This is a genomic window from Bacillus sp. 11B20 (assembly GCF_056098985.1).
In genome coordinates, this window is sequence record NZ_JBLZWZ010000008.1 from 829,398 (window position 1) to 841,510 (window position 12,113).

At 41.7% G+C, this 12,113-nt stretch carries 13 protein-coding genes; 5 read left to right on the forward strand and 8 right to left on the reverse strand.

Annotation, left to right across the window (positions count from 1 at the left end; genetic code table 11):
- Window positions 1-30 precede the first annotated feature (30 nt).
- From ACN6NB_RS13610 to ACN6NB_RS13625, 4 genes are all read left to right on the forward strand, one after another.
- Window positions 31-1,302: a BaiN/RdsA family NAD(P)/FAD-dependent oxidoreductase gene (locus tag ACN6NB_RS13610; RefSeq protein ID WP_058838208.1), complete on the forward strand. Its 1,272-nt coding sequence runs from the start codon at window positions 31-33 to the stop codon at window positions 1,300-1,302.
- Window positions 1,299-1,496 (forward strand): hypothetical protein, encoded by a 198-nt coding sequence (locus ACN6NB_RS13615; protein WP_099663549.1) that lies wholly within the window; start codon window positions 1,299-1,301, stop codon window positions 1,494-1,496. Before ACN6NB_RS13610 ends, ACN6NB_RS13615 begins: the two co-directional genes overlap by 4 nt.
- A 140-nt stretch (window positions 1,497-1,636) precedes the next feature.
- A complete protein-coding gene (gene opuD, locus ACN6NB_RS13620) occupies window positions 1,637-3,169 on the forward strand; it encodes a glycine betaine transporter OpuD (RefSeq protein WP_126681454.1) in 1,533 nt (510 codons plus the stop codon).
- Between the two features lie 130 nt (window positions 3,170-3,299).
- On the forward strand, window positions 3,300-3,824 hold the full coding sequence (locus ACN6NB_RS13625) for a CbrC family protein (RefSeq protein ID WP_126681453.1): 525 nt from the start codon (window positions 3,300-3,302) through the stop codon (window positions 3,822-3,824).
- A 44-nt stretch (window positions 3,825-3,868) separates the two neighbouring features.
- Here ACN6NB_RS13625 and ACN6NB_RS13630 read toward each other — a convergent pair whose 3' ends face one another.
- The 7 genes from ACN6NB_RS13630 to ACN6NB_RS13660 all read right to left on the reverse strand — a co-directional run bounded on the left by ACN6NB_RS13630 (window position 3,869) and on the right by ACN6NB_RS13660 (window position 9,150).
- Window positions 3,869-4,051, reverse strand: coding sequence for a sporulation protein Cse60 (locus tag ACN6NB_RS13630; RefSeq protein ID WP_024424881.1), 183 nt, complete (start codon window positions 4,049-4,051; stop codon window positions 3,869-3,871).
- A 100-nt stretch (window positions 4,052-4,151) separates the two neighbouring features.
- Window positions 4,152-4,463 (reverse strand): rhodanese-like domain-containing protein, encoded by a 312-nt coding sequence (locus ACN6NB_RS13635; protein ID WP_024424882.1) that lies wholly within the window; start codon window positions 4,461-4,463, stop codon window positions 4,152-4,154.
- A 54-nt stretch (window positions 4,464-4,517) separates the two neighbouring features.
- Window positions 4,518-5,201, reverse strand: coding sequence for a YesL family protein (locus ACN6NB_RS13640; protein WP_064497800.1), 684 nt, complete (start codon window positions 5,199-5,201; stop codon window positions 4,518-4,520).
- Window positions 5,202-5,225: 24 nt separating this feature from the next.
- Window positions 5,226-6,515 (reverse strand): Gfo/Idh/MocA family protein, encoded by a 1,290-nt coding sequence (locus ACN6NB_RS13645; RefSeq protein ID WP_039180762.1) that lies wholly within the window; start codon window positions 6,513-6,515, stop codon window positions 5,226-5,228.
- 17 nt (window positions 6,516-6,532) lie between these two features.
- Window positions 6,533-7,057, reverse strand: a complete 525-nt coding sequence (locus ACN6NB_RS13650) for a lipoprotein YteS (protein ID WP_126681451.1) — start codon at window positions 7,055-7,057, stop codon at window positions 6,533-6,535.
- Complete coding sequence (locus ACN6NB_RS13655) at window positions 7,054-8,166, reverse strand: glycoside hydrolase family 88/105 protein (RefSeq protein WP_144516144.1); 1,113 nt, start codon at window positions 8,164-8,166, stop codon at window positions 7,054-7,056. Before ACN6NB_RS13655 ends, ACN6NB_RS13650 begins: the two co-directional genes overlap by 4 nt.
- Window positions 8,167-8,184: 18 nt before the next feature.
- Entirely contained in the window at window positions 8,185-9,150 is a 966-nt protein-coding gene (locus tag ACN6NB_RS13660; RefSeq protein ID WP_047203508.1) for an ABC transporter permease, read from the reverse strand.
- A 231-nt stretch (window positions 9,151-9,381) separates the two neighbouring features.
- Between ACN6NB_RS13660 and ACN6NB_RS13665 the strand changes: the two genes are divergently transcribed.
- Window positions 9,382-11,682, forward strand: coding sequence for a helix-turn-helix domain-containing protein (locus tag ACN6NB_RS13665; protein WP_106025775.1), 2,301 nt, complete (start codon window positions 9,382-9,384; stop codon window positions 11,680-11,682).
- A gap of 38 nt (window positions 11,683-11,720) precedes the next feature.
- On the opposite strand, the gene ACN6NB_RS13670 is transcribed toward ACN6NB_RS13665, so the two are convergent.
- Window positions 11,721-12,092 carry a winged helix-turn-helix transcriptional regulator gene (locus tag ACN6NB_RS13670; protein ID WP_034322520.1) on the reverse strand — a complete coding sequence of 124 codons (372 nt, stop codon included), beginning with the start codon at window positions 12,090-12,092 and terminating at the stop codon, window positions 11,721-11,723.
- Window positions 12,093-12,113 lie beyond the last annotated feature (21 nt).

Here is a 12,113-nt window from a genome sequence, read left to right on the forward strand (position 1 = left end):
AATGACTGAAAGTAGAAAGAGGAATGTAACATGAAACATTATGATGTCATTGTCATTGGCGGCGGACCTTCTGGACTGATGGCCGCGATTGCATCAGCAGAGCATGGCGCTACTGTTCTGTTAATTGACAAAGGAAACAAACTTGGCAGAAAGCTGGCCATTTCTGGCGGCGGACGGTGTAACGTCACCAATCGCCTTCCAGTAGAAGAAATCATCAAGCATATTCCCGGAAACGGCCGTTTTCTATATAGTGCATTTTCTGAGTTCAACAACGAGGATATTATTTCGTTTTTTGAAAACCTTGGCATTGAACTAAAAGAAGAAGACCATGGACGTATGTTCCCTGTATCAAACAAAGCACAATCTGTTGTGGATGCCCTTCTAGACAGGCTCCGCGCCCTCAATGTCACCATTCGAACGAACGAAAAGATTAAAACGGTTCTGTATCAAGACGGACAAGCAGCTGGAATTGTTACAAATAATGATGAAAAAATTTCAAGTAAGGCTGTCGTCATTGCTGTCGGCGGAAAAAGTGTGCCGCATACCGGCTCTACTGGTGACGGCTATGCATGGGCAGAAGCAGCCGGTCATACCATTACAGAGCTTTTCCCAACAGAGGTACCGGTCACATCAGATGAACGATTTATTAAAGAAAAAGTGCTTCAAGGTCTTTCTTTAAGAAGTGTGGCTGTCAGTGTTTTAAATAAAAAAGGGAAACCCGTCGTCACACATGTCATGGATATGATCTTTACTCACTTTGGTTTATCGGGTCCAGCTGTTCTTAGATGCAGCGGATTTGTTGTGAAAGAATTGAAAAAGCAGCCGGCAGTCCGCCTGCAAATTGACTTATATCCGAAGCTGAATGACGAGGAGCTGTTCCAAAAGCTTCATCGTGACCTAAAAGATGAACCGAAGAAAGCCATTAAAAATGTCCTCAAGTCTTGGATGCAAGAACGCTATTTATTGTTTTTATTAGAACGGAACGGTATTGATCCACAAGACACATTCTCTGGTCTAGCCAAGGATAAACTGCGTGCATTTGCCCATGATTGCAAACATTTTATTGTGCATGCAAATGGTACACTATCCTTGGACAAAGCGTTCGTGACAGGAGGCGGCGTTTCTGTGAAGGAAATTGAACCGAAGAAAATGGCGTCTAAAAAAATGCCCGGTCTTTATTTCTGCGGAGAAATTCTAGACATCCATGGCTATACAGGCGGCTACAATATCACGTCAGCACTTGTGACAGGCAGGCTTGCCGGCATGAATGCTGCACTAGAAGCAAAGGAGAGAGTTCAATGATCAGACGTGCACTACCGATTGTTCTTGCGGTCGTTATTAGTTTGACAGCCGCTGTTTTCTTGAAGCTGTCGATTTCCCCGTTAAAAATCGCTATTGTTTTGGTGTTTACCATTTTCGCTGTATGTTTAAAAGAATATGTCTACCGTCTTCGCAAACGAATTGAGGAAAAATCGTCTTCCCATATCGATAGTTGATAAATGGAAGCAAAACATGTTACGGTAAAGTAGAGGTCGAGTGAGAAGCTCGCCTCTTTTTGTTTGAAATAAGTTGAGTTAGGGGATATTAAGCTAAGTCCTCTGCTTAAACGTGTAGAACAACAGGAGAGTGAGATGGTGTGAAAAACGTATCAAGTGTATTTTGGATTGTGATTGCGATCACATTTGTTGCCGTGATGTGGGGAGCGTTTTCTCCAGACACATTGCAAAATGTCACAGATCAAATTCAAACATACATTACAAATGACTTTGGCTGGTATTACTTGTTAGTGGTATCACTGCTTGTCGGCTTTTGTCTATTCTTTATCTTTAGCCCAATCGGTAAGATTACGCTAGGAAAACCGGGGGAAGAGCCTGAATTTGGTCTATTTTCTTGGTTTGCTATGCTATTTAGTGCCGGTATGGGAATTGGTCTTGTTTTTTACGGAGCAGCTGAACCGATCAGCCACTATGCTATTCAGTCACCAACAGGGGATACTGAAACTGCACAGGCCTTCCGCGATTCCCTTCGCTATACATTTTTCCACTGGGGGCTTCATGCATGGGCGATTTATGCCATTGTTGCACTTTGCATTGCTTACTTTAAATTTAGAAAAGATGCACCTGGCTTAATCAGTGCAACGCTGCAGCCTGTTTTAGGAAATAAAACGAATGGATGGATCGGAAAAACCATCGATTGTATTGCGGTATTTGCAACTGTAGTTGGTGTTGCGACAAGCCTAGGATTAGGTGCAGCACAAATAAACGGTGGGTTGAATTATCTTTTTCATATTCCAATTGCCTTTAGCACACAATTGATCATTATTATCATTGTGACGGTGCTTTTCCTTGCATCTGCTTTGAGCGGAATTGGAAAAGGCATTAAATACTTAAGTAATATCAACATGGTATTAGCAGCTGTTCTGATGTTTTTCTTACTTTTGGTAGGTCCAACTGTTTTTATCTTAAATTCATTTACTGACTCGATTGGACAATACTTATCCAATATCGTTCAAATGAGCTTCCGTCTATCTCCTAATGATCCTGAAAAGAGAGAATGGATTAATGGATGGACGATCTTTTATTGGGCATGGTGGATTTCTTGGGCACCATTTGTCGGGATCTTTATCGCTAGAGTGTCACGCGGGCGAACGATTCGCGAATTTTTAGTGGGTGTCTTAGTCGCTCCTTCTATCCTAGTATTCCTATGGTTCTCGATTTTCGGTGTATCTGCAATGGACTTACAGCAAAAGAATATTGTCGATGTAGCAGGTCTATCAACTGAAACGATGCTCTTCGGTGTGCTTAATGAATATCCGCTGGCGATGATTACATCGATACTAGCACTCATATTAATCGCCGTATTCTTTATTACATCGGCTGATTCAGCTACATTTGTGCTTGGAATGCAGACAACCTACGGATCATTGAATCCTTCTGGCAGTGTCAAAGTCAGCTGGGGCATTATCCAATCTGCTGTTGCTGCTGTGCTTTTATTTTCAGGGGGACTCGAAGCCTTGCAAAATACAGCCAAGCTCGCAGCCTTGCCGTTCTCCGTTGTCATCATATTGATGATTGTCTCGCTGTATAAATCACTAAATGATGAACGAAGAATCATCAAACAAGCCAATCAAGTCAATAAACCAAGAAGTCCAAGAGTAAAAAAAGCATAATCGCAAGCAAGAAAAAGCCGTTCCTCATCCGAACGGCTTTTTTCTATATACACAATTTAAGATTGTCTGGAGCTTGAGGATTCCTTTAAAATAGTATTGAATCATCACTTTCTACATAATGGAGGTTTATATGACGTTACCTACGTTCAAGTACAACCCAGACCCAGTTTTGTTAAACGTGATTAAAAAAGAGCATACGACATGTCCTGTTTGTGAGAAAGAAAGAGATTATGTGTACCATGGCCCTTTTTATGCTGTTGAAGATGTGGAGGGAATTTGTCCTTGGTGCATTAAAGATGGATCAGCGGCTAAAAAATACAATGGAACCTTTCAAGACGATGCGAGCTGTGATGACGTCGATCAAGAGGAATATATCGATGAGCTGATCTTCAGAACGCCAGGCTATCGCGGATGGCAGCAGGAATATTGGTTAAGTCATTGCGGAGATTTTTGTGCAATCGTCCAGTATGTAGGCTGGAAGGAGATTGAACATCTAGAGGAAGAACTCGCCGAGGATATCGAAGACATTTGCAGCGGCGAAGGATTAACGAAAGAGAACCTAAAGCAATGGCTCGTCAACGGAGGAGACTTACAAGGCTACCTCTTCCAATGTATTCACTGCAACAAGCACCGTTTATATATTGATGCCAGCTAACCAAAGAAAAAGGACCCTTCAAGCAGGTCCTTTTTTGATACCGTCTATTTTTTATATAAAATGAGTGCAGAAAAACAGTAGAGTTGTTCCCCTCCCTGCTCACAGATCACCGCTACATTGTACTTGATGTCAATGATTTGGTCGTCATCCATTCCTTTTAAAAAATGATTGATTTCACTCTGCAAATCTTTCTCATGCTCTTCATCAAATACAGCTACCTTTAGCACCTATGCCACTCTCCCTTCTCTCGCTACTCTATCTTTATGCACATAGAGAGAGGCATATGAACAAAAAAACCTTTCATCCTATCGATGAAAGGCCTTCTGTTTACAGCTTCGGTTTTGTTTCTCCTGTCCAAGCAAGCATCCCACCAACAACATTGGTCGCTTGGTAGCCTTGATCTTCTAGGTAATAGCAGACATTTTCACTACGTTTACCAGAGCGGCAAATAATATAATATTCCTGCGTTTGATCGAATGCATCCAGCTTCTCAGGGATATCTCCCATTCGAATGTGGATCGCTTCCGGGATCATCCCTTCTGCTACCTCTTCATCCTCACGTACATCGACAAGCTGAATGGCGTCTTCCTGCTCAAGCTTTTGTTTTAATTCTTCTATTGAAATTTCTTTCACTGACACGAGTCTCATCTCTCCTTTTCATCACGGTGACACCATTATAGCAGATGGTTCACTTCACTGCGTATTCACCCGCTTCGATTGAAGGAAAGACGGCAGCAGCTTCTTCACTTCGGCTGTCTCGTGCTCACTTTCAAACTCTACCTTTTTAAAGACTTGATAGGCCAGCCACATATGACCGTAGGCAAGTATGCTCACACTAAAAAATGGCACGATTCCCGGTAAATAAGCAAACAGAACAAACAGCACAGCCGAGAAAACAAGCATAGAGAGTGTATATTGCAAATATGACACACCTAGCAGAAGAGAGAATTTCAGATAGAGACGTTTTTTCCAATCGTAATGAGCAAGCAGCGGAAAAATATAAAATAAGCTCACAATAAACAGAAAACCAAAAATATATATAGCAAAGCGAAGTACATGTAAGGGCCAGCTCGTCGGATAGATATAAGCAAGGTCGACATAAATAATCGTTCCAATGATGAACAGCACCACTCCAATCATGTTAGAGCGGACAAACTCCTCCCGGTATACCTTCCAAAAAGTGCGGAATACATTGACCTGCTCATGCCCTTGTATCCACTTTCTCATCACGGAAAATAACGCAGTAGTCGCAGGCATCAAGCCAAAGATCCCAAGCCCTAGGATAGTGAACAAAAGCCATAGCAAATTCGTATAGGCGAGTCTCATCACCCACTCACACATCCTCAGCATTCTGCTCATTGAACCATCATGATCCATCTCTTTCCCCTCCTCTCTTTCTCTTTACACCTTCTCTTTATGAAACAATTCATCAATTTCAATTGGGCGTTTTTCTGCGGCAGATCGCCACATGCCTTCTCCAAGAGCAATCGAATAAGCACCAGCCTCTGCACCTGCTAAAATGTCGTAGTGAATCAATGGATCTTTTCCTATAAATAAATCAGCCAAAAGCAGAGGATCTCCTCCGCCATGTCCGCCTGGCTGCTTGACGACTTCAATTGTCTCCTTTGATCCAAACATCGGGTAATAAGAAATTGTTTGTTCTGGGAATTGAAAAGGAATTCTTGATGGCACATGAAACTCATTTGTTTCAATACGCCCCTTCGTCCCATTAATAGCCAGACGATAGCCTTCATATGGGGCGGAGAATTGAATCGAATAGCTGAGCAGAGCCCCTTGATCATAAGCGACTGACGCCACATATGTATCCTCAATATCAATTTCCTGATCAAAAATGCACGCATCCGGGCGATAATTTGAGTACTGCTGCGTTTGCTCCTGACCGGATTCAATATGGTCGTCCTCCACCTTCGAGCGCTCAACCCGCGGATTCCACCTTGCTTCATAATGACAAATATCCTTCACATGACATGTTCCGCAAAATCTATTTTCCTCCCCGTGCAAGGGATTCCAAGGGCTTTCGCTGCCGTAATAGTTCAGCGCCCCGTAGGCAAATACTTGCTTCGGCTTTTGATCAATCCACCAGTTGACCAGATCAAAATGATGCGTCGACTTATGAATAGACAGTCCGCCAGAAAATTGACGTGTACGGTTCCACCTTTTGAAATAACTAGCACCATGATACGTATCAATAAGCCAGCTCAGTTCAACGGATGTGACCCTTCCAATTTTCCCATCTAGAATCAGTTCTTTTATCTTTCGATGGAAGGGATTGTAGCGATAATTAAAGGTGACCGTGACCTTTCCTTTACTTTCCGCCTCTTTTTCCATCACTTTTTTGGCGTCTTTTGCTGTTGTCACCATCGGCTTTTCGGTGATCACATCTAGATCATGGTCAAGTGCCTGCATGATATACGTGACATGTGTATCATCCCTGCCTGCCACAATGACGATATCTGGTTTTGCTTTCTTGACCATCTGATCAAATGCATCTTCATGAAAAAACGAAACGCCCCGGAGTGATGGAAAACGCTCCTGACAAAGTGTATACCGCTGATGATCTATATCTAGGAGCCCTGTAATCTTATACTGCTCATTGAAATCCTCTGTAAGCGGTCGAATAAACATATTGAACGCACGATGACTCAGCCCGCAAATCACGACCCGTTTCACATTCCTCACCCCATTTTCTATTGGTTTTCACGAAGCTGTTTCATGAGAGACAGCGCCTCTTTCGTCTTGTCAGCATACACGGGAATAAAAGCGACCATATCTCGATGTAATTGAAAGGTATAACCGTTGAGTTTTTTCTTTCCTTTATTGATTTGTACCGCATAATCGACCGTTTTCCCTGTCTTTTTGTCCTCGACCGTATATGGTCCTTCTGCTTGATCGCCTATTTCCATCTCTTCCAGCAGCTGAAAGCTTTCAGGATCATCATACGTTCTAAACATTTCTTCTGGGACAAGCATCACGTCCCCCTCTTTTGAGGTAATTTCAACAAGAAGCTTTTCAGGAACCGCCGGAAAGATGTGGACGCTATAAGTCTCTTGTTCCGGCTGAAAAGCCTTCTCCACTAATTGATCCTTCATTCCCTTTGACATATCAGAAAAAATCAGGACATCGATACCGTTTGTTTTCCCCTGACAGGCAGATAAACAGACGGCAGCGATGAAACTGATGAGCCATACGGCGGCTCTTTTTTGCCTTCTCATGCCTTTTGAAAAACAGACAGCTTTTCTAGCTCAGTTAACGCCATAATAAAAGCGCCTGCCCCGTGCAAGTCATTTGTGCTCCGCTCTCTTCCAACGTAATAATCATAAAATCCCGCAGATGTTCCAATACAGATATCGTTGATGGTAAAATCACCATTTTCTTTCTCAGCCGTCTTATGCTGAATCAAGCCTTTATATGCTTTGACCACATGATCAACATAACGGAGGCCCACATACCCTTCATTCATGGCCTTTGCCATGGCGTACATGAATAAACACGATCCCGAGCTTTCAAGCCAATTGTCACTGTGATCTCCTTTATCAATGATTTGATGCCAGAGACCTGTCGTTTGATCCTGGTACTTTGCCACACTTTCCAGCATGTCTGTCAGTATTTCCTTCCACACTTTCCGCATTTCATGCTGCTCGGGCAGGTCCTCGATCATATCTGCTAATGCAAGGACATACCAGCCAAACGATCTCGCCCAAAACTCTGGGGAACAGCCGGTCTTTTGATCAGCCCATGGCATCGTTTTTCGTTCATCCCACGCGTGATAATATAGACCTGTTTGTTCATCTTTCGTATGCTTTCTCATGAGATGCTCTTGATGGATGACCATATCCACAAGTGACTCTTCACCTTTAAGCTGAGCATACTTTAAGGCAAAAGGACCGCCCATGTAGAGACCATCGAGCCACATTTGATAAGCATAATTATCTTTATGCCAAAATCCGCCCTCAGACGTGCGGTTTAGCGTACGATAAAGTCCGCGCAGTTTCTCCGCTGCGAGCACATACCGCTTTTCTCTCGTTCGTTCGTAAAGAGGGAACAAAATGAGCCCTGCTTGTATGGCATCAAGCTCATCCCTGCGAAATAACAGATTACCGTACTCATCAATGAGTGAATCCGCATAGTTTTTCACATAATCGAAATACGCTTCGTTCCCTGTTGCCTCATATAGCTTCATGACGCCGCAAAGGAAAACCCCTTGATGATAATGCCATCTTCCAGCTGGCGGCAGCTCAATCGGTGTATACGCTTTCATAATGGTTTGTGCTAATTTCTCTGCATGCTCAAGCGGTGATCCCTTTTCAATCGATAATGTCATTCTTCCTCATCTCCCTTTTTAATAAATACCTTCTTCCCCGAATTTCTTCGCTAAACGGTTTGCCAGCATAACCAAAATAAGTCCAACGGCTGCTTTAAATAAACCAACAGCGGTACTATAGCTGAATTGTCCTTGCTTAAGACCTGCTGTATAAACGTACGTATCAAAAATCTCCGCTACTTCCCGGTTCGTTGCGTTCAGCAATAGATAGACATGCTCAAAGCCAAGCTCAAGCGTATCACCAATTTTCAAAATAAGCAGAACGACAATGACACTTTTGATGGCAGGAAGTGTGATGTGCCACATTTGTCTCAATCTCCCCGCACCATCCATTTTTGCTGCTTCATATAGCTGCGGATCTACCGCTGTAATCGCCGCAAGGTAAATGATCGTCGACCAGCCTGCTTCCCGCCAAATCACCTGTAAAATGTACATTGGTCTAAACCATTCCTGACTAAGAAGGAAGTTAATCTTTTCCCCTCCAAAGAAAGCAATCAATTCATTAATTAACCCGCCATCTACTGTTAACAAAACAAAAGATAAGGACACGACAATGACCCATGACATGAAGTGAGGGATATAAATCATCGTCTGTACAAACTTCTTAAACAATGCCAATCTCACTTCGTTTAAAAGAAGAGCTAATAAGATCGGAATTGGAAAGAAAATCACAACATTCATGGCAAATAAAATCAGCGTATTTTTTAATAAGATGAAAAATGTTGGTTCTGTAAACAAGCGAATAAAGTGTTTGAAGCCTACCCACTCACTGCCAAGAATACCGAGAAACGGCTGGTAATCTTGAAAGGCAATGATGAGCCCCCACATTGGCACATATTTAAAAACAAGAAAATAAATGAGCCCCGGCAAAATCATTAAATACAAAAACTTTTGACTAAGCAGTTGATTAAGTAAGCGCTTTCTTTTTTCGTTTTTCAAAGCTGCCGCAGGCACACCCTTGGCAGTGACATCCTCTGTTTTCATTGATAAAGCCTCCCCTCATGCTGATGCATGTGTTAACTGTATCTTAAGGATGAAAAATCCGTCTACAATCATATCAACAGATCATATTTTCATAGGTGATGCTACTCAAAACGTTACATAAAACATAAGAAAATGATCCTAATCTCAGAAAATGATTATTGACAAACCTACCAGATTTTTGGATTAATAAATTAAGGGGAAAAGATTGTTTCGTTTGAAATGGGGGGTTTTATGAAAAGAAGGCAGTATAAATTTTATTACAAGCTTGTGACGTTTTTTTTCATACTTAGTACGATTCCTGTTATCATTGTCGGTATTTTTTCTTATCAGCATTCGCAAAAAACAGCACTTGAAAATATCTCAAATGAAAAGCTCGACAGCGTCAAACAAACGCAATCCAATATTGAGCATATTTTAAAAACGGTTGATCATTCTCTCACTCACTATGTCAGTTCGACACCTCTCCTTCAAACACTGGCAGAACCTTTAAATCCAGACCAATTCCAGCTTTATAATCAAGTACAGCAGGAACTGAACTACCTGCAAACCTTTGACACCGACCTTTCCAATATTACACTCGTCAGTAAAATGGAAGACTGGTACATGAACAATTCGGGGCTTTATCATGTCACAAGCGAAGACCAAGAAAAAGCGCTGACCTCTTACCTCAATATACCAAGTCACTCCAGCTGGGCACTTGAAGAGAATAATCCACTTGTTGCGACTAAAGAAGGTAAAGCATCCTTTTGCAAGTACAATGTGAATTTAATCAAACAACTGCCTATGAACAGCGTTCAAAAAAAGGGAATCGCTGTCGCCAGCATTCCAAGCTGCGTGATTGCTGATAACATGCCTGACTTCTCTCAATCAGATAGCATGTTTGTCATCGATACAAACGGAAAAGTGCTGCTACATAATCGCAAAGAACAAATTGGTGAATCGCTGAAATATCAAGATTTCGTCAAGCATGTGCTCTCACTTGAAAAACGATCAGGACAATTTGATATGAAGATCGACGAACTCAACTATCAAATCACATTTCAAAAATCAGATTATAATGAATGGACATACCTATCCTTTGTTTCTATTCCAGAACTTAAGCAGCAAACGAAATCAATCGGGTGGATTACCTTTATTATCTGCACTATTTTGTTAGCGCTTTCATTACTATTTTCATGGTTTGGTTCCAGACACTTTTATAAACCAATCCGCTTATTATACGAGTCATTTGCACGCAATGAATCATTTTTGCAAAAACAGCCTTTTCAAAATGAATTTGAGTTGATTGAATCAAGTATTAAACAAATGAAAGATCAAAACAATGATTTAGAGGAACGGATTGAGCAGCAAGTGACACACTTACAGCAATACTTTATGGTACGGCTGCTGCTTGGAAAGCTGACAGATGAAGAAGTAAACAACCGGTTCCAAAGCTTAGGCTTTCCCCAGGGCTGGTCTCATTTGTCCATGCTTGTGACTCAAATCGATACGTTAAAAGGAACACCTTATGAAAAAAAAGATGCTGATTTGCTTTTATTTGCGATCAATGGACTGATCGAGCAGATTATTCCGCAAGAGGAACACCTTCAGCCAACCGTTGTCAATGAACATCAAACAACGATTATCCTTAACCACTCAAAGTCAGACGAAGAGTTTACTGAATATTTAAACCAATTAGCAGAAACCATTCAGCAGCGTATCGAAGAAGAGCTTGGTTTATCGATCAGCATTGGGATCAGCCGCCAGTTTAAGGAGCTTACGATGGCAAAACACGCTTACATTGAAGGAAAAGAAGCCTTAAAATACAGACTCAAAGCAGAGAAAAAATCCATTATCTTATATGAGCATATCCAGCAAGGAAAGGCGTTCAAAACCCATTTTCCAAAACAGCTGCAGCATGATTTATTTGATGCGGTGAAAGCTGGCGATCAAGGCAAGGCGGATCACTATTTACATGTGCTCTTGCAATCCATTTTCTCTAAAAATGCAGGACCGCACGAATACCAGATCGCCCTCGCTCGTTTTTTAAACAATTTAATTGAGCTGATGCATTTGCTAGGTATTGAATTATTTGAGATCGAAGACAACAAAATGCTCTATGATACGATTTTTGAATTTAAAACCTTTGAAGATACAGAAGCATGGCTGAAACATGAGATCATCCGGCCAATTATTGACCAGCTTGCTGCACGTGAAGACTCACAATACAAAAACATCTCAGAAAAAATCATTCATATTATTCATCAAGAATTCGACTCAGATCTCACCTTGGATGAAATCGCCACACGCCTGCATTACAATCCTAATTATTTAAGCAGTATTTTCAGAAAGGAAATGGATATCTCCTTTAGTGAATATCTCTCTTCCTACAGACACCATGTCGCTAAAAACTGGCTTGTAGAAACCGATATGTCCGTCAAAGAAATTTCGGAAAAACTGAAATATAAAAACCCGCAAAATTTCATCCGATCCTTTAAAAAGCTGGAAGGCACAACTCCTGGTAAATACCGCGACCAGAAAAAAAGCACGTAACACAAAGAGTCCCGCTCTCACACGAAAGCGGGGCTCTTTTATTTAAACTGTTCATTTAAGATGCTGTCTTCCAGCACTGAAAGCGGCTCTCCATACACACGTTCAATATGAGCTGCTCCCCAATCGCATAGCGCATTGAGAATTCTTTCGAGTGACTGTCCGTATTCACTTAATTCATATTCCACTTTAGGCGGCACCTGTTCATAGACAATCCGGTTAATGACGCCATCACTTTCAAGCTCTCTCAGCTGCTGCGTCAGCATTTTTTGTGTGATGTTTGGCATAAGCCGCTTCAATTCGCTCGTACGTTTTTTCCCGTGTGTCAAATGACATAAAATCACACACTTCCACTTCCCGCCTATGACATCAAGCGTTGCTTCCACAGAGATATTATATTTTTTCTTTTCCATCGAATATTCACTCCTCTTTGT

What these genes read in the sequence shown, in the direction of transcription:
- ACN6NB_RS13610 (WP_058838208.1), top strand. Translation starts at nt 31, where the DNA reads ATGAAACATTATGATGTCATTGTCATTGGCGGCGGACCTTCTGGACTG.
- ACN6NB_RS13615 (WP_099663549.1), top strand. Translation starts at nt 1,299, where the DNA reads ATGATCAGACGTGCACTACCGATTGTTCTTGCGGTCGTTATTAGTTTG.
- ACN6NB_RS13625 (WP_126681453.1), top strand. Translation starts at nt 3,300, where the DNA reads ATGACGTTACCTACGTTCAAGTACAACCCAGACCCAGTTTTGTTAAAC.
- ACN6NB_RS13640 (WP_064497800.1), bottom strand. Translation starts at nt 5,201, where the DNA reads ATGGATCATGATGGTTCAATGAGCAGAATGCTGAGGATGTGTGAGTGG.
- ACN6NB_RS13650 (WP_126681451.1), bottom strand. Translation starts at nt 7,057, where the DNA reads ATGAGAAGGCAAAAAAGAGCCGCCGTATGGCTCATCAGTTTCATCGCT.
- ACN6NB_RS13655 (WP_144516144.1), bottom strand. Translation starts at nt 8,166, where the DNA reads ATGACATTATCGATTGAAAAGGGATCACCGCTTGAGCATGCAGAGAAA.
- ACN6NB_RS13660 (WP_047203508.1), bottom strand. Translation starts at nt 9,150, where the DNA reads ATGAAAACAGAGGATGTCACTGCCAAGGGTGTGCCTGCGGCAGCTTTG.
- ACN6NB_RS13665 (WP_106025775.1), top strand. Translation starts at nt 9,382, where the DNA reads ATGAAAAGAAGGCAGTATAAATTTTATTACAAGCTTGTGACGTTTTTT.
- ACN6NB_RS13670 (WP_034322520.1), bottom strand. Translation starts at nt 12,092, where the DNA reads ATGGAAAAGAAAAAATATAATATCTCTGTGGAAGCAACGCTTGATGTC.